Source organism: Streptomyces sp. NPDC041068 (genome assembly GCF_040647455.1).
Classification (GTDB): Bacteria; Actinomycetota; Actinomycetes; order Streptomycetales; family Streptomycetaceae; genus Streptomyces.
This window is the reverse complement of record NZ_JBEZCG010000008.1, coordinates 264,212-280,295: the sequence shown is the minus strand read 5'-3', so window position 1 is coordinate 280,295 and position 16,084 is coordinate 264,212. Positions and strand designations below refer to the sequence as shown.

Sequence of the window (16,084 nt, the reverse complement as noted above, 5' to 3'; positions counted from 1 at the left end):
GTGAGTACGTTCCCCGTCCCGTCCCCCGGCAGCCGCGTCCAGGACGGCTCCGACTACACCGCGCGGCACCTGACCGTCCTCGACGGACTCGAGGCCGTGCGCAAGCGCCCTGGCATGTACATCGGCTCCAGCGACAGCCGCGGCCTGATGCACTGTCTGTGGGAGATCGTCGACAACGCCGTCGACGAGGCCCTGGCCGGCGTCTGCACCCGTATCGAGGTCGTCCTCCACAGCGACGGGTCGGTGCAGGTGAACGACAACGGCCGGGGCATCCCCGTGGACACCGAACCCCGCACCGGCCTGTCCGGCGTCGAGATCGCCTACACCAAACTCCACGCCGGCGGAAAGTTCGGCGGCGGCTCCTACGCCGCGTCCGGCGGTCTGCACGGCGTCGGTGCCTCGGTGGTCAACGCGCTCTCCGCCCGGCTCGACATCGAGGTCGACCGCCACGGACACACCCACGCCATCAGCTTCCGTCACGGCGTGCCCGGCACCTACACGGCCCCCGGGCCCGATGCCCCCTTCACCCCCGCTCAGGGCCTGCGCCGAACCGCCGAGATCCCCATGTCGCGTACCGGTGCACGCGTGCGCTACTGGGCCGACCACCAGATCTTCCTCAAGGAAGCAGAGCTCTCTCTGGACACGCTGCACCGGCGCGCTCGTCAGACCGCGTTCCTGGTGCCCGGGCTGACCATCGTCGTCCGCGACGAGTACGGACTCGGCGCAAACGGCAGCAAGGGCACAGAGGTCTTCCGCTTCGACGGCGGCATCAATGAGTTCTGCGAGTACCTGGCCGACGACAGAGGTATCTGCGACGTCCTGCGCTTCAGCGGGCAGGGCAGCTTCAAGGAAACCGTCCCGGTACTCGACGAGCAGGGTCAGATGTCCCCCACCGAGGTCACCCGGGAAATCGGCGTCGACGTCGCGATGCGCTGGGGTACCGGCTACGACACCACCGTCCAGTCCTTCGTCAACGTCATCGCCACCCCCAAGGGCGGCCCCCATGTCGCGGGCTTCGAACGATCGGTGGCCAAGACCGTCAACGAGGCCCTGCGCGCCACCAGGCTGCTGCGGGTCGCCGAGGACGACGTCGTCAAGGACGACGTCATGGAGGGCCTGACCGCGGTCGTCACCGTCCGGCTCGCGGAGCCGCAGTTCGAGGGGCAGACCAAGGAGGTGCTGGGCACCTCGGCCGCCTCCCGCATCGTCGCGCAGGTCGTGGCCAAGGAGCTCAAGGCGTTCTTGACCTCCGCCAAGCGCGACGCCAAGCAGCAGGCCCGCACCGTCCTCGACAAGATCGTGGCGGCGGCCCGCGCCCGCGTCGCGGCCCGACGGCACAAGGAGGCCCACCGCCGTAAGACGGCGCTGGAATCGTCCTCGCTGCCCGCCAAGCTGGCCGACTGCCGCAGTGATGACGTCGCGCGCAGCGAGCTGTTCATCGTCGAGGGCGACTCCGCGCTGGGCACGGCGAAGCTCGCCAGAAACTCCGAGTTCCAGGCACTGCTGCCGATCCGCGGCAAGATCCTCAACGTCCAGAGGGCTTCCGTGACGGAGATGCTCAAGAACGCCGAGTGCGGCGCGATCATCCAGGTCATGGGGGCCGGTTCCGGCCGTACCTTCGACCTCGGCCAGGCCCGCTACGGCAAGATCATCATGATGACCGACGCCGACGTGGACGGCTCGCACATTCGCACCCTGCTGCTGACCCTGTTCCACCGTTACATGCGGCCCATGGTCGAGGCCGGTCGGGTCTTCACCGCTGTGCCTCCACTCCACCGCATCGAGCTCGTCCGGCCCGAGAAGGACCAGGACACGTACGTGTACACCTACTCCGACCGCGAACTGCGGGACACACTCGCGCAGTTCCAGAGCACGGGCGTCCGGTACAAGGAATCCATCCAGCGCTACAAGGGCCTCGGCGAGATGGACGCCGATCAGCTGGCCGAGACAACGATGGCCCCGCGGCGCCGCACCCTGCGCCGCGTCAACCTCACCGATCTGGAGGCCGCCGAGCGGGTCTTCGACCTCCTGATGGGCAACGACGTCGCGCCCCGCAAGGAGTTCATCTCACGCTCCGCCGTGGGACTCGACCGATTCCGGCTCGACCTGTGAGCCACCGCCGCATCCGCAGCCCTTGAAGTCGCGGGCCAGTCACAGCCAGTCGTCGAGCGTGGCCACGAAGGCGTCGAAGTCCTCGTAATGGATGCAGTGCCTGGCGCGCACCACCCGGACCTCGAAACCGCGGGCGGTCAGGTCCGCGCGGTCCGCCTCGCTCAGCGTCAGTGGATTGTCCGCGGCGGCCAGCACGAGCGAGGGCACCACGGCCGCCTCGGGGACGTACGCGGTCAGGTCGTCGACGTCGAACACCGCTGCCGACTCCGGGTCCCACGCGGCTCGCGCCTCCGCCTCCACACGTACGTCGGCCGCGTCCCAGCGGCGGTTGAAGCCCCGCACGATACTGCGGTTGGCGCCTTTGAACTGCCCCATGGCCGCCACCTTGTCGGCGGTGGACCTCGCTCGCTCGGCGGCAGCGGTGGCCCACGTCGGGTCGGCGTACACGCAGCGCTTGGCACCCAGCCGGTCGGCGGCGAGGCCGAGCAGCAGGCCGCCCAGCGAGTGGCCGATGGCGAGCTCCGGGTCCGGGGGCAGCGCATGGGTCAAGTCGTCGGCGAGTGCGGTGAGTTCGTAGCCGCCGCGCGGGCTGTTCCCGTGGCCGCGCAGGTCGACGCCGACGACGCGGTATCCGCGGCCGGCCAGGGCGGGGCCGAGCCGGTGCCAGGTGCGGTGGTCCGACATCAGACCGTGGACGAGCACCGCGACGCGGTCGCCGGTGCCCCAGGTGTGGGTGTGCAGCTTCATGACGTCAGTGTCGGCGCGGCGGGTCGTCGTTGCCCTTGAAGGGGCCTTGACCGGCCGGGTCCGCGCACGGACGCGGGCCGCCGTCGGCGCCTCGGCCTCCGACCTTCAACACGGCGTCAAGTCCCTTTCCACACAGGGGCTTTAGCGTGATCCGTCCCGATGGGGACCTTCGCGTACCGCAATCGAGCAAGGAGAGCGAGCGATGACGACCAACGAGTACGTCCTGAACGGGGAGACCGCCGCGCCGGACCTGCCGGCCGGGGTCAGCCTGACCGCTGTGGGCATCGCCTTCGGTCGGGTGGCCGAGAGCCGCCGGGCCGACCAGCTCTTCGACGACCCGTACGCCCGGCACTTCGTGGCCGCCACGGGCTGGGAAGCCACCGAGCAGGTCCACGCGATCACCCCGTACGTCGCCCTGCGCACCCGCTTCTACGACGACCGCCTTCGGGGCGCGGCTCAATCGGGCATCCGGCAGGTGGTGCTGCTCGCGGCGGGCCTGGACACCCGGGCGTTCCGGCTGAACTGGCCGTCCGGGACACGCCTGTTCGAGGTCGATCTGCCTCGGCTGCTCGAATTCAAGGAGCGTGTGCTCGGGTCGGTGTCCGCCGCACCGGCCTGCGAGCGGACCGTCGTCCCCGCCGACCTCTACGACCCGGTCTGGACCTCGGCGCTGACCGGCGCGGGCTTCCGGCCCGAGGAGCCGACCGCCTGGCAGATCGAAGGGCTGCTGCCCTACTTCACCGAGGAGGAGAACGACCGCCTCCTGTCCGCGGTGGGCGATCTCTCGGCGCCCGGCACCGTCCTCGCCCTCGACCACATCGACTCGGCCTCGATGCGGGGCCGGCTGCGCGCGATGGCCGCCGAGGTGCGGTCCATGGGAGCGGACTGGAAGTCGGTCCTGGACGACCCGGGCACCTGGCTCGCGGGGCACGGCTGGCGGATGACCGACCGGCCGGACTTCGCCGAACTCGCCGCCCGGTACGGCCGGGCGGCGGAGCCGGGGGTGCCGACCGGGACCAGCGGCCTGGTCGGCGCGGTGCGTCAACGCTGAGTGGTGCCGCCGCGATCAGGCCCGGCGAACCCGGCCATCGACCCGACCGTCGGGGCGCACAGGTCAGCCGCGCTGGCAGTCGGTGGGCTCGACGCTCTGCACCGCGTCCAGCTTGTTGCGCCACTCCCAGTTGGTGCTCCGGTCGCCCGTCCAGATCGTGCGGTAGAGGCACTCACCGGGCCTGACCCAGTCGATGGCGTACACCGTGACGTCGGCGTTCGACTCGAAGGAGGCGGCGTTGTCGTGCACCGGCGCCGGTACGTCGGCGTAGCCCGGCGGGCGATAGCACCAGCTTGCCCCCGCATAGCCGGGCTCGGTGTAGAAGCAGACGTCTCCCAGGCCCGCCGCGCGGTCCGGGGCGGGCGCGGCGGATGCCGGGGCGATCGACAGGAGAGTTGCGGCGATCACGACGGCGAGAGCAGCGGTTCGGCGAGGCATGTCGATGGTTCTCCCAGATGTGGTGGCCGACACTGTGCACGCCACCCATCCCCATGCGTCATCGCGGCTAAGCGCCACGCCACCCGGAGCGGTGACTAGTCATACCGCAGGCGGGACGCCGGGGTTCGGGGCGCGCACAGCACGGCCTCGTCCGCAGGCGCAACGCGAAATGCCCCCCCTCCCGCTGGGGAGGGGGGCATGACGCATGGCAAGAAGATCGGAATGCCTGAAGACCAGAAGGCCGGAGGACCGAAAGGCCGGGAGGCCCATCATCGGTGCCGAGCCGGAGGATCTCTGCGGGTCAGAGAGCGCGAAGTGCTCCCCACGTCTTCTTGCCGACAATGCCGTCGTACGGCTTCACCTTGTACGTGCTCTGGAACCACTTGACCGCCTTCTTCGTCTTGTCGCCGAAGTGGCCGTCGACCTTCAGTGCCTGGTGGTCCCGCGTCCATATGGTCACCTGGTTGATCAGGGACTGGATCTCCTTGACGGCGGCGTAGTTGGGGCTGCCGAAGCCGATATTGGCGGTGCCGCTGTAAAAGCCGCACCAGTTGCCGAAGTTGGAGTAATACACACAGGTGCCGGCGGCCTGCGTTGCCACGGAGTCCTTCGCCCCACCGGTGTCCGCCGAAGCAACGGCCGCCCCCGGCCCCCACGCCAACGCGCCTCCACCTGCCAGCAGAGCGGTCGCAATGCCGACCGCCAACCTGTTCCGCATCGTGCTTCCCCCTGTTCGCGAAAGCGGCGCCGATCGGCGTCACTTGGCGAAAGGTTAGGGTCGCCCGTCAGGCCATGTCGTCGGGTGGCTGATTGACCTGGCGCTCAACCTTTGGGGTAGCGGTGGTCAACCAAGGCTGTACTGCGGAGACTTCGTCAACTGGCGTGGTAGCCCCACCGGCAGGCGGGGACGGACGGCCCGCCGCTCACCGCGCGGGCGTGGCCGCCTCCCAGGTCAGGGTGAGTCCCGCGTACAGGTAGCGCGTGGCCTCGACGGCCAGGAGCAGTACGGTGTCCCCCGGCGTGATGCGGCCCCGCCGCCAGCCGTCGTCGAGGGCGAGCGGTACCGCGGCCGACCCCGTCGCCCCGACGTCGGCCAGGTTCTCCACCACCTTGGGCTGCAGGGCCGTGTGGTCCGCGGCGGTCATGCCCGCGGCCTCCAGCTCCCGGCCGAAGTACTCGGCGTTGCCCTCCGGCAGCACACACGCGTCCAGGTCGGCCAGAGCCAGGCCGGAACGGGTCAGCATGTCCTGGAGCCCGGTGACGAAGACCTCCGGGCCGTGCCTGGTGGTGCCGGGGATGTCCACCTCGATCCGCGGGGGCCGCCCCGCGTCGGCCCCGCGTGGCGCGGGTGCGGTGCCGCCGCCCACCACGCGGATGCCGGGCTTGCGCCCGGCTCCCAGGCACTGCGTGGCGAAGACGCCGTCCGGACCGGTGGCGGGGCCCTCCTCGGCGCGCAGCACCACGGCTCCGGCTCCGTCGCCGAAGGTGTGCACGGTGAGCCGGTCCCGCATCCGCACCTTGCGCGGATCCTGACCGAGGTAGGAGTGGACCAGGAGCGGCGAGACGGACTCGGCGCCGACCACCAGGGCCGTGCGGTACGTGCCGTCGGCGAGCAGGCGCCGCGCGATGTCCAGGCCCTGTACGGCGCCCACGCATCCGGCCCGCACCTCGATGACCGCACAGTGCTCCAGGCCGAGCCGCTCCAGGACGTACGTACCCGCGACAGGGAGCTGGAAGTCGGGGGTCGCCGTGGCCACCACGAGCAGGTCGACGTCGCCGGCCGTCAGGCCCGCCCGGTCCAGGGCCTGCCGGGCGGCGTTCTCGGCCATGGTCGCTGTTCCGCTGTGGTGCTCGCCCGTGGCGGGGTCGACGATCCAGTGCCGCCGGGTGACTTGGATGCCTCGCAGGACTTCGTCGGGCAGCGGCCCGCACAGCTTCTCCAGTGCGGCGTTGTCGATGGGGTCGCCGGGCAGATCGGCCCCCGTGCTGAGGACCGAGACGTGGTGCGGGGCGGGGTGGGACATGGTCAGTGCTCCGTTCTCGAAAGTCGAAGGGCGGAGGTCCAGGGGCGGAAGGTCGAAAGACGGAAGGCGGAGGTGGGAGGTGGGAGCGGGGTCGTCAGGCGCGGGACAGGCTCAGCGCCACCGCCTGGCCGTCGAGGCCACGGGCCAGGGCGAGCGCCGACTCCGGCCGGGTCTCCCGCGGCTCACCGGGCACGTAGTCCAGGTCGCACGCGGGGTCGGGATCGGTCAGGTGGCAGGTCGCGGGGACGACGCCGGAGTCGAGGGCGAGCGCGGCCACTGCCGCGTTGAGGGCACCGGCGCCGCCGACCAGATGTCCGGTCTGCGGCTTCACGCTGCTGGCCTGGAGGGTGTCGGCCGCCGTGCCGAGGGCACCGCGCAGCGCCCGCGTCTCGCTGATGTCGCCGGAGGGTGTCGCGTCGCCGTGCGCGGCGACGTAGTCGACCCCTGCGGGGGCGCCGCCAGGGCCGTTATCGGCGTCGCGCAGCGCGCGGCGGATCGCACGGGCCAGACCCGCGCCGTCCTCTGTCGTGCCATGCGGGCGTACGCGCTCGTTGCCCGAGCCGAATCCGGTGAGTTCGGCATAGATGCGGGCGCCGCGGGCCCGTGCGTGCTCCCGCTCCTCCAGGACGAGGAGCGCCGCGCCCTCGCCGAGAACGTATCCGCTGCGGTCCCGGTCGAAGGGGCGCACGGCCTCGGCGCCCCGCTGGTTGTCCGTGGTGAGCTGTCCGACGACGTCCAGCTTGGCCATGGACCACCACGAGGTCGCGTCGTCGAAGCCGCCCGCGAGCGCCAGTTCGGCCTCGCCGCGGCGCACGGCGCGCGCGGCCCTGCCGATCGCGACGGCGCCGGCCTCCGCCGTACCGGCGAAGAAGTTGTTGGGACCGCGGATACCGTAGCGCTCCGAGATGTAGAAACCGGCGGCCGGCTGCAGCCCCACGACGTACAGCAGCGGATGGATCAACGTCTGTGCGCGGCGGCCGATTTCGGGCAGGTCGGCGCTGCCGTCCGGCTTCCGTACGTCGTTCAGGGAGCGGATCATGCCGGCCGTCTCGGGCGCTTCCTTGTTGCTGCCGAGGAAGAGCCCGGTGCGGTCCCCGAGGCCGGCCTCGGCATCGATACCGGCGTCCGCGAGCGCCAGGCTGGCGCCTGCCATGGCGAGTTCTTCGCTGCGGGTGACGGCCTTGAGAGTACGTCGCGACGCCCACCGGGAGGGATCGAAGCCGTCGATCTCGACGCCGAGCCGGGTCTGCAGCGGCTCGGGGTCGTAGGCGCGCAGCGGGCCGATCGCGCTCTGTCCGGCCAACAGCGCCTTCCAGCTCTCCGCGGCGCCTTCGCCCAGCCCCGTCACCAGACCGAGGCCCGTCACCACCACCCGACGTTCGTGTCCGGTCATGCGTGCTTCTCCTTGGTCGAGGTGGTGGTCGAGGTGGTGGTCGGCGGGCTGCTCGGGATGGCGTCGGGGTCCTCCTCGTGTGCGCCGATCACCAGGCACGAGTTGCTGCCGCCGAACGCGAAGGCGTTCACCACGGCGGTCCGCACCGGCATGCGGCGCGCCGCCTTGGGCACGTAGTCCAGGTCGAGCTTCCGGTCCGGTGTGTCCAGGTTGATCGTCGGCGGCACCACGGAGTGGCGGATGGCGCCGACGGCGGTGAGGGCGCCGAGCGCCGCGCTCGCCGATGTGAGGTGGCCCGCCATGGACTTGGGGGAACTGATGACCAGCCGGTGGGCGCCGTCGCCGAACACCGTCTTGATCGCGTTGGTCTCCGAGCGGTCGTTGCCGGGGGTGCCGGTGCCGTGGGCGACGACGTAGTCGATGGCGTCGGTGGTCAGGCCCGCGTCGGCGATCGCCCGCTGCATGACCAGGTCCGCCCCGGAACCGTCCGGAGGCGAGTCGGTGACCCGCCAGGCGTTCAAAGTGCTGGCGTAGCCGCGCAGTTCGGCGAGGATCTCGGCGCCCCGCTCCAGTGCGGCGGTGCGCTCCTCCAGCGCGAGGACCACGGCGCCCTCACCGAGCACGAAGCCCGAGCGGTGCGCGGCGAAGGGCCGCGAACCCGACTGCGGGTCGTCGTTGTAGTCGCGGGTGAGGGCGCCGAGGTTGTTGAATCCGATGACGTCGATCCAGGTGGTCAGCGCGTCGAAGCCGCCCGCGAGCATGAACGTCGCGTCGCCCTCCTGGATGGAGCGCAGCGCCTCGCCGATGGCGTGTCCGGAAGCGGAGCACGCCGTACTGACGCCGAAGGCGGGGCCGTAGCCGCCGAGCAGCCGGGCCACGGCGTTCACCGGCACGTTCTGGTCCTCGCACAACACCGCGTCGGGCGTCCTGCGTACGAACGCGTCCGGTCTCCCGGTCGCCTCCCGCTCGGCGCCGACGTCCATCATGAGCTGGAGGTCGGGGTGGCCGCAGCAGGCTCCGAGGGACACCCCGCGCTCGTCCTCCGGGTGCGCGGGGTCCAGTGTTCCCGCCGAGCGCAGCGCCTCGGCGGCGGCCGCGACCACGAACTGCCCGGCCCGGGAGAGGGTTTCACCGGCGAAACCGTCCGGCAGTGCCTCGGGGCCGAAGCCGCGTACCTCTCCGGCGATCCGCACCGGGAAGCCGGTGGGGTCGAAGGTGGTGATCGGCCCCACGCCGCTGCGCCCTTCGACGAGCCCTTGCCACGTGCTTGCGGCATCGTTGCCGAGCGGGGTGACCGCGCCGACGCCAGTGATCACGACGCGCCTCATCGCGCCTCCACGGGGCCGGTGCCGGGGCGCCGGACGCCCCGGCCGTCGGTGCGGGCCCCTGCGGGCCATCGCGTGAGCTGCATGGTCATGGTCCTTCTCCCTCAGGGACGGGCGGGGTGTTCGGCCCCGGCTCCAGGGCCCGGTGCGCAGACGAGCACCACCTGGGCCACGGCGAATCCGGCTGTGTGCGACAGCGAGACCTCGCTCTGCGCCACTCCGGCGCGCCGGGCCAGTCGCCCGGCTGCCCCGTGCAACCGCAGCACGGGGCAGCCGCCCAGCTGGTTGACGACCTCGATGTCGGTCCAGTCCACTCCGGCCGCGCCGGTCCGCAGTGCCTTCATGGCCGCTTCCTTCGCGGCGAACCGCGCGGCCAGGTGCTCCGCGGGCCGGCGGCTGCGGCTCGTGCAGTAGCCGCGCTCGCGCTCGGTGAAGACGCGGCGGACCAGGGCGGGGTGGTCCCGCAGCAGCCGTGCCAGCCGGTCCACGGCCACCAGGTCGGTGCCGATCAGCAGCCGGGGCAGGGTTCCTGTGCGCAGCACGGGCCGCGTCAGGCCGCGTCGGCCAGCGCCGTGCGCCGGCTCACCAGGTCGACGAGGTTGCGGATGGTGAACAGGCCGAGCACGTCGTCGGCCATGAGCGGCTCGGTCAGCCGGCTCCGGTCGAACTGCGGCAGGACCTTCTCCAGGTGGGTGAGGCCGGTGTCGTTGACCACCTCGTCCTCGTCGGCGAACTCCTCGTCGGGGATGCCGCCCTGGAGCAGGTCGGAGATGTCGTCGACGGTGAGCAGGACCCCGCAGACGCCTTCGATCCGGTACATGATGTCCAGCATGTCGAGGGACTCCGCTCCCAGGTCGCCGATGAGGGCTGCGTCGGGCTGGGCCTCCTCCGTGTCGATGCCGATCGCCTCGGCGACGGCCTCGCGGATGGGGGTGAGCAGGTCGTGGGGTGCTCGGGTCATGGCGAGTTGTCCTTCCACGGAACGGTTCGGTGGGGTCGAGCGGCCGTCCGGAGGCGAATCCGTCCCCTACGGGCGGACCGGCACTCGGGCCACTCGCCCCCTGGCCGATGCCACGATGCCGCGCCGTGGTCGACGGCTTTCTTGACGCCACCTTGAACACTGATGCGCTGAAGTGGCGTGCCGAAGGCTCCCGTCGGCGTGCGAACTCGCCGTGAACGAGGGCGTGCCCGGGAGGGACTTCCGGTCCGTGTGGTTGAGCCTGAGCGCGACAGGTGTCGCAATCGCACGACAAGTCGCCGAGAAACGGTGTTGTCGGTGGAGTCTGCCAGGGTGTGCGTCGTGGATGAATTGGTGGAGCGTGTCGACGGTCGAGATCGCGTGCTGGGGGTGGTCAGCCGTCGGGAGGCCATCCGGGAGGGTTGGCTGCATCGGGTCGCCGTGACGGTGTGTCGCGATGCTCGTGGCCGGATCCTCGTCCACCGGCGGTCGGAGCAGGTGTCGCGCTTCCCCGGGCTCCATGAGGTCGAGGTCGGTGGCGCCGCACATGTCGGCGAGTCCTATGAGCGCGCCGCCGCGCGGGAACTGGCCGAAGAGCTGGGCATTCGTGCGCTGCCGCGCCTGCTGTTCACGTTCATCAACCGCAGCGGTTTGAGCCCTCACTGGCTCGGCGTGCACGAAGCCGTGGTGCCGGACGCCGTGGTCCCCGATCCCGACGAGGTCGCCTGGCACGGCTGGCTGACCGAGCCGGAGCTCGGCTCGGCCCTGCTGGAGTGGCGCTTCACCCCCGACAGCCACGAAGCCTTCAGCCGGTATCTCGCGTTCCGGAGCGCACAGCCCTGACCTCTCTCGCCCCTCGACGGTTCCAGTAACTGCCTCATCAGGGCCGTTCCAGTAACTGCCTTTTCTTCCAGTAACTGCCTTTTCAGGGCGGGCGGTTGACGACCACAAGCCCGCTACGGCTCAGCGGTTGCTGGTCCTCCGTACTCAGGCAGGCGGCAGCACGCGGGCGTGGGCTGCGGCCAGTGCGATCCGGACCGCGCGGCCCGCAGTTGACTCGTCGACCGGCTCGCCGGTGAAGACGAGTCGAAAGTAGATCGGTGCGGCGAGGGTCTTCAAGAGTTCCGCCGGGTCGGTGTCCGCAGGCAGTTCGCCGCGCTCGACGGCGCGGGTGACAACGACGGCCGTCCGCCGGAAACGGTCGACGAAGACGGCGTTCTTCACTTCGGCCAGCCGTGGGATGCGTACGGCATCCGACAGGACGGTGGCGAGAAGCGCCTGCCCTGCTCGTGTGGTCATGGTGGCGATCAGCATGCGGGCCAGTTCGTGCAGGTCGCTTTCCACTGCACCGGTGTCAGGGACCGGGATGTCCTCGGCGAAGTGTCCGGCGATCGCATCGGCGACAAGACTGTCGGAGTCCTTCCAGTTCCGATAGATCGTCGTCTTGTGCACCCCGGCGCGTTTGGCGACACCTTCAACGGTCATCGCCGCGTAGCCGACTTCGGTCAGCTCGGTGACAGCCGCTTCCAGCACGGCCGCACGCATCCTCTTGCCCCGCCCGACAGGGCGGTTCGGGCGGTCGGGGGCTGAAGGCGACACAGAAGGATCCATTGCAACTCCTGGTTGCGTTGACGGCGGCACGCGTGGCAGTCTCCAATCTATCGCAACAGGCAGTTGCAATATTGCCGTGTGCTCTCTGGCGCAGCAGGCAATCACCCACCACGGAATGAGGCTCCATGCCCCGTGATCCGCGCGCATCCGCTCACGTCTCGCCCCACGACCATGGCACCGTGGCCACGAACGGAGTTGCCGACGGTCCTCACCCGGTCTGCCTGCGTTCCCATGGGTCGGCGCCACAAGCAGTTCCCGGTCCGAGGTGGACGCTGAGCTCCATCCCCGACCAAACGGGGCGGCTGGCCGTGGTCACCGGCGCCAACAGCGGCATCGGATACGTCACCGCTCGCGAACTCGCCCGCCACGGGGCCCACGTCGTCCTCGCCTGCCGCCACCGCGAGCGCGGACGGGACGCCTTACAGCGGCTGCGTGGCGAAGTGCCGGACGCCCAGGCCGAATTGCGCAGCCTCGACCTCGCCGACCTGAAGTCCGTCCGCAGCTTCGCGCAGGGCTGGAATCACGACCGGCTGGACCTTCTGGTCAACAACGCCGGCATCGCGATGGTGCCGTTCTCGCGGACCGTCGACGGCTTCGAGTCGCAGTTCGGCACCAACCACCTCGGCGCCTTCGCCCTCACAGGCCTGCTCATGCCCCACCTGCTCGCCGCCGCCGACCCTCGCGTGGTCACCGTCAGCAGCGAAGGCCAGCGATTCGCCCGGTTCGACATCGACAACCTCAACGCGGAAAGCCGTTACCGAGCGGTGTTCGCCTACCTCCAGTCCAAGCGAGCCAACCTCCACTTCGCCATGGAACTGCAACGCAGGGCAGAAACCGCCGGGCTGAGCCTGCGGAGCATGGCTGTCGCGCCTGGGCTCACGCGATCCAACGTCCTCACCGGTGGCGCCAACAGCGCCAGGGGGCGCGCGTACGGAGCCCTCGCGCGTTCCCTCGTACGCATCGCATTCCGCCCCACGCCGGAGGGCGCCAAGACCTCCTTGTACGCCTCAACTGACCCCAGCCTTCCGGGAGGCAGTTATGTCGTGCCCGACGGGCCGTTCCAGCTCCGAAGCGAACCCGTCCTCCGCGCAAAAGAACGTGCCGCCCAGGACTCCGCCACGGCCCAACGGTTGTGGGTGCTCTCGGAACAGCTCACCGGCGTGAACTATCCGCTGCCTGCCGAACAAGCAGCCCGTCGATGACCGCTGGCGACGCTCCCGTCGACGAGACCGCTTCACAGCCCCGCTGACACATGCGGCCGGCTCTCCAGGCTCAGCGCGAAGCGTCGGTACGGCTCGAGGAGCCGGTACCGCTGCAGGCCGCCGCCGGCCGCCGCCCCCGCGACCTGGAGCAGATGCTGGTCGGCGAGTTGCTCCAGGGCGTTCTCCACCTCGGCCTGCGCCAGGCCGGGCAGGGCACCCGCCGTCACCTCTCCCGCGCCGCCCGCCACCCGGCCCAGGTGGCGGAAGAGCCTGGACGCCACACCGGGGAGACGGCCGTACGAGCGCGCCACCGAGTCGATGAACTCCCGGTCCCCTGCGGCCAGTTCCTGTAGATGGCACCCTTCGTCGGTGAGGCGGTTCACGAGGAACTCCAGGGACCAGTGCGGGTGGCTCACCAAGCGGTCGGCGATGGCGCGCAGCACCAGTGGCAGGCCGCCGCTGAGTTCGACGAGCCGTGCGGCCGCCAAGGGCTCGGCCAGTACCCGCTCCCGGCCCACCATCCGGGCCAGCACGTCGAGGCCGTGCCGCTCGGAGAGTTCCCGCAGCAACAGGCGTCGCGCTCCCCAAGGCCCGCCGAGCGGTGCCCGACTCGTGACGATCACCGCGCAGCCGTGCCCGCCGGGGAGCAGCGGCCCCACTTGTTCGTCGTGCGCGGCGTCGTCCAGGACGACGAGGGTCCTGCGCCCGGCGAGGAGACCGCGGAAGAGCTGGGCCCGTTCCTCGGTGTCGTACGGCAGGGTGGCCCGGGGGGGCGAGTGCCGGCAGCAGCCTTCCGAGGGCGGCATGGGCGGTGATCGACCGCTCACCGCTGCCGCCCAGATCCACGAAGAGCCGCCCGTCCGGGAATCGGTCGCGCAAGCCGTGGGCCGCGTCGAGCGCCAGGGCGGTCTTGCCGACACCCGGGCCACCGGTGATCGACACGATCGACGGGCCCCGCTCCCCGTATCCGGCCAGCGCCGCGCGCAACCACTGCCCGTCCCGGTCCCGGCCGCTGAAGTCGGCGACCCCCATCGGCAGCAGGTCGATGCCCGGCGCGTCGGCGGCGGATCGCGACACCGGTTTCGTTCCCGGACGCCGCGGCGCGGAGGTGCCGAGCGGTTCGCCCCGCAGGATCACGCGGTGCAGCTCCCGCAATCCAGCGCCGGGATCGGTTCCCAGTTCCTCGGCCATGTGGCGCCGTGCCCGCTCGTACTGGGCCAGCGCCTCGGCCCGCTGACCGGAGAGGTAGAGGGCCCTGACGAGCCGTTCGTGCAAGGGCTCCGCCAGCGGGGCGTCGAGCAGGCACTGCCGCACAGCGGAGATGACCTCGGCGAACCGCCCTGCGTACAGGTGGGCGTCGGACCACTCCGCGAGTGCCTCGCGCCGCAGCTCCTCCAGGATGTCGCGGAGATGACCGGCCCACGAGCTGGTCAGCCCGGCAAGCGCCTCACCCCGCCAGAGCCCCAGCGCCTCGTCGAGCAGGGCGCACCGGCGCGGATCGTCGCACGGCAGGCTGCGCGAGGCGGCGATCAGGCCACGGAAGGCACCCAGGTCGACCTGCCCCGGTGCGACGTTCACCTGGTAGCCGGCAGCGGTCCGCCGGACTTCGATCGGAGCATCGGCCCCGGCCGTCGCCTCGTCGAAGACGCGCCGCAGACGAGAGACGTACGTGTAGATGACGTTGCGTACACCGTTGGGAGGCTCGTCGTCCCAGACCCGTTCGATGAGCGTCTGCAGAGAGGTGGGATGGCCGGGTTCGACCAGCAACGCCGCCAGAATGCTCCGCTGTCGGGCCGGCCCCAGGTCGACCTGCCGCCCTTGAACCAGCAGCTCCACCGGGCCCAGCAGCCGGAACTCGATCATGCTTCCCCCAAGTCGCGCGAGTGAACCGTGCCGCACAGACTGCTCACACACCGCGGAGTCGCGCGCCCACCTCCTACTGCAACTGACGCGGCATCGAGCGCGGTACTCACATGGCCCATGCAACGATCCGGAAGGCCCGCCACCGCCGCCGGTCGAGGTGGTGCCGCCGTTCCGGCCGTCTCGGCAGCACGACCTCAACCATCAAGAACCGCTGGTCACTTCAAGCTCAGCGGGCACAGGACGGGCCGCATGGCGCCGACGTCCTCGGGCCGGGGCCGACCGCACCCCCCTCGCCTGAGCCCGGTTGTCGCGGTACGCCGCGCCGCCGGGCTCGCCCCGGAGATAACTCGCGGACATGACCCGCCACGACGAGGAGGCATCCCCTCGGCTCGCCCGTCGCCCCCCCGCCGCAAGAAATGTCGCGCACCCGCGTCATGGCCGCAGGACGACTTTGCCGACGGTGCGGCGGGCCAGCAGGTCCTCGTGGGCGCGCCGGGCGTCGGCGAGCGGATGGCTGGTCTCGGCCACGGGCTTGAGTCGGCCGCGTCGTACCAGGTCGAGGAGTTCGGTGAGCGGGCCGCTGACCGCACCGGGCGCGGCCAGCGTGGGCCTGAGCCAGAAGCCGACGACGGAGGCGTTGAGGCGGCCGAGCCGGGCCGGGTCGACGGGGGTGAAGCCGGTGCGGGAGGCGTTGCCGTAGCTGACGATGCGTCCGAAGGAGGCCAGGGAGTCCACCGCCTGGTCGAAGAGGTCCCCGCCGACCGCGTCCAGGATCACATCAGCCCTGTCCGCCAAGGGGTATTCGGCGATGCCGTCCGCCCCCAGCCCCAGGGCGACCTTCTCCTTGGCCGCGGAGGAGACGTGCGCCAGGACGCGCCCGGCCCCGAACTCCTTGGCCAGTTGCACCGCGAGGCTGCCCACACCGCCCGCCGCCGCGTGCACGACGACGCTCTCCCCCGGCCGCAGCCGGGCGGCGGACCGCAGCAGGTGCCAGGCGGTCAGGCCTTGCGTCAACAGCGCGAGCGCGCAGCCGGCATCGAGGTCTTCCGGGATGTCCACCAGGCCGGACTCCTTGGCCACCACCTGCTCCGCATAGCCGCGCGAGACCCGGGCCAGCACACGCCGCCCGTTCGCGGTGCGCCCGACGACCTCACTTCCGGGAACGTACGGCAGCAGGTCCGCACTCAGATAGGAGCCATCGGTCTGATGGGTGTCGGCGAAGTTGACCCCGACGGCCTCGACAGTGATCAGCACCTCACCCGGCCCGGGTTGCGGGGAGGCCAGCTCCACCAAGGACAGAACCTCGGGCCCACCGAAGCGATCAAACTGAATAGCAAGCATGGATCATGCTATCGCGCGG

At 71.0% G+C, this 16,084-nt stretch carries 15 protein-coding genes and 1 pseudogene; 4 read left to right on the top strand and 12 right to left on the bottom strand.

Translation table 11 applies throughout. The features are described 5' to 3' along the window. Positions 1 to 2,112, top strand: a complete 2,112-nt coding sequence (locus AB0B50_RS20660; RefSeq protein WP_362333525.1) for a DNA topoisomerase IV subunit B — start codon at positions 1 to 3, stop codon at positions 2,110 to 2,112. Positions 2,113 to 2,151: 39 nt separating this feature from the next. Here AB0B50_RS20660 and AB0B50_RS20655 read toward each other — a convergent pair whose 3' ends face one another. Then, positions 2,152 to 2,859 carry an alpha/beta hydrolase gene (locus AB0B50_RS20655; RefSeq protein ID WP_362333523.1) on the bottom strand — a complete coding sequence of 236 codons (708 nt, stop codon included), beginning with the start codon at positions 2,857 to 2,859 and terminating at the stop codon, positions 2,152 to 2,154. Between the two features lie 202 nt (positions 2,860 to 3,061). Here AB0B50_RS20655 and AB0B50_RS20650 point away from each other — a divergent pair, with 202 nt between their 5' ends. Then, a complete protein-coding gene (locus AB0B50_RS20650; protein WP_362333521.1) occupies positions 3,062 to 3,910 on the top strand; it encodes an SAM-dependent methyltransferase in 849 nt (282 codons plus the stop codon). Positions 3,911 to 3,973: 63 nt separating this feature from the next. Here the strand turns inward: AB0B50_RS20650 and AB0B50_RS20645 are convergent, their stop codons facing one another. The 7 genes from AB0B50_RS20645 to AB0B50_RS20615 form a co-directional block, all read right to left on the bottom strand. Then, positions 3,974 to 4,348 carry a hypothetical protein gene (locus AB0B50_RS20645; RefSeq protein WP_362333518.1) on the bottom strand — a complete coding sequence of 125 codons (375 nt, stop codon included), beginning with the start codon at positions 4,346 to 4,348 and terminating at the stop codon, positions 3,974 to 3,976. A 301-nt stretch (positions 4,349 to 4,649) separates the two neighbouring features. Continuing rightward, a complete protein-coding gene (locus AB0B50_RS20640; RefSeq protein WP_362333516.1) occupies positions 4,650 to 4,949 on the bottom strand; it encodes a peptidoglycan-binding domain-containing protein in 300 nt (99 codons plus the stop codon). A 322-nt stretch (positions 4,950 to 5,271) separates the two neighbouring features. Next, positions 5,272 to 6,372: a 3-oxoacyl-[acyl-carrier-protein] synthase III C-terminal domain-containing protein gene (locus AB0B50_RS20635; RefSeq protein ID WP_362333513.1), complete on the bottom strand. Its 1,101-nt coding sequence runs from the start codon at positions 6,370 to 6,372 to the stop codon at positions 5,272 to 5,274. A 94-nt stretch (positions 6,373 to 6,466) separates the two neighbouring features. Continuing rightward, positions 6,467 to 7,765 (bottom strand): beta-ketoacyl-[acyl-carrier-protein] synthase family protein, encoded by a 1,299-nt coding sequence (locus AB0B50_RS20630; protein ID WP_362333510.1) that lies wholly within the window; start codon positions 7,763 to 7,765, stop codon positions 6,467 to 6,469. Continuing rightward, the gene (locus AB0B50_RS20625; RefSeq protein WP_362333507.1) at positions 7,762 to 9,093 is read right to left on the bottom strand and encodes a beta-ketoacyl-[acyl-carrier-protein] synthase family protein; all 1,332 of its coding nucleotides are present in this window, start codon (positions 9,091 to 9,093) and stop codon (positions 7,762 to 7,764) included. Before AB0B50_RS20625 ends, AB0B50_RS20630 begins: the two co-directional genes overlap by 4 nt. Positions 9,094 to 9,194: 101 nt before the next feature. After that, complete coding sequence (gene acpS / locus AB0B50_RS20620) at positions 9,195 to 9,632, bottom strand: holo-ACP synthase (RefSeq protein ID WP_362333504.1); 438 nt, start codon at positions 9,630 to 9,632, stop codon at positions 9,195 to 9,197. Between the two features lie 8 nt (positions 9,633 to 9,640). Continuing rightward, on the bottom strand, positions 9,641 to 10,051 hold the full coding sequence (locus tag AB0B50_RS20615; RefSeq protein ID WP_362333502.1) for a phosphopantetheine-binding protein: 411 nt from the start codon (positions 10,049 to 10,051) through the stop codon (positions 9,641 to 9,643). 330 nt (positions 10,052 to 10,381) lie between these two features. Here AB0B50_RS20615 and AB0B50_RS20610 point away from each other — a divergent pair, with 330 nt between their 5' ends. Further along, the gene (locus tag AB0B50_RS20610; protein ID WP_362333957.1) at positions 10,382 to 10,891 is read left to right on the top strand and encodes an NUDIX domain-containing protein; all 510 of its coding nucleotides are present in this window, start codon (positions 10,382 to 10,384) and stop codon (positions 10,889 to 10,891) included. 144 nt (positions 10,892 to 11,035) lie between these two features. Here AB0B50_RS20610 and AB0B50_RS20605 read toward each other — a convergent pair whose 3' ends face one another. Beyond that, complete coding sequence (locus tag AB0B50_RS20605) at positions 11,036 to 11,581, bottom strand: TetR/AcrR family transcriptional regulator (RefSeq protein ID WP_362333499.1); 546 nt, start codon at positions 11,579 to 11,581, stop codon at positions 11,036 to 11,038. A 299-nt stretch (positions 11,582 to 11,880) separates the two neighbouring features. Here AB0B50_RS20605 and AB0B50_RS20600 point away from each other — a divergent pair, with 299 nt between their 5' ends. Then, a complete protein-coding gene (locus AB0B50_RS20600) occupies positions 11,881 to 12,861 on the top strand; it encodes an oxidoreductase (protein WP_362333954.1) in 981 nt (326 codons plus the stop codon). Positions 12,862 to 12,893: 32 nt separating this feature from the next. Here AB0B50_RS20600 and AB0B50_RS20595 read toward each other — a convergent pair whose 3' ends face one another. From AB0B50_RS20595 to AB0B50_RS20585, 3 genes and pseudogenes are all read right to left on the bottom strand, one after another. Next, entirely contained in the window at positions 12,894 to 13,667 is a 774-nt protein-coding gene (locus AB0B50_RS20595) for an NB-ARC domain-containing protein (RefSeq protein ID WP_362333496.1), read from the bottom strand. 382 nt (positions 13,668 to 14,049) lie between these two features. Beyond that, positions 14,050 to 14,724 (bottom strand): annotated as a pseudogene (locus AB0B50_RS20590) (BTAD domain-containing putative transcriptional regulator); the annotation flags it as partial. Between the two features lie 432 nt (positions 14,725 to 15,156). Beyond that, a complete protein-coding gene (locus AB0B50_RS20585; protein ID WP_362333493.1) occupies positions 15,157 to 16,065 on the bottom strand; it encodes a zinc-binding dehydrogenase in 909 nt (302 codons plus the stop codon). Positions 16,066 to 16,084: the final 19 nt, after the last annotated feature.

Coding starts and splice junctions, on each gene's coding strand:
- AB0B50_RS20650 (WP_362333521.1), top strand. CDS start 3,062: ATGACGACCAACGAGTACGTCCTGAACGGGGAGACCGCCGCGCCGGAC.
- AB0B50_RS20615 (WP_362333502.1), bottom strand. CDS start 10,051: ATGACCCGAGCACCCCACGACCTGCTCACCCCCATCCGCGAGGCCGTC.
- AB0B50_RS20585 (WP_362333493.1), bottom strand. CDS start 16,065: ATGCTTGCTATTCAGTTTGATCGCTTCGGTGGGCCCGAGGTTCTGTCC.
- AB0B50_RS20595 (WP_362333496.1), bottom strand. CDS start 13,667: ATGCCGCCCTCGGAAGGCTGCTGCCGGCACTCGCCCCCCCGGGCCACC.
- AB0B50_RS20645 (WP_362333518.1), bottom strand. CDS start 4,348: ATGCCTCGCCGAACCGCTGCTCTCGCCGTCGTGATCGCCGCAACTCTC.
- AB0B50_RS20635 (WP_362333513.1), bottom strand. CDS start 6,372: ATGTCCCACCCCGCCCCGCACCACGTCTCGGTCCTCAGCACGGGGGCC.
- AB0B50_RS20630 (WP_362333510.1), bottom strand. CDS start 7,765: ATGACCGGACACGAACGTCGGGTGGTGGTGACGGGCCTCGGTCTGGTG.
- AB0B50_RS20625 (WP_362333507.1), bottom strand. CDS start 9,093: ATGAGGCGCGTCGTGATCACTGGCGTCGGCGCGGTCACCCCGCTCGGC.
- AB0B50_RS20655 (WP_362333523.1), bottom strand. CDS start 2,859: ATGAAGCTGCACACCCACACCTGGGGCACCGGCGACCGCGTCGCGGTG.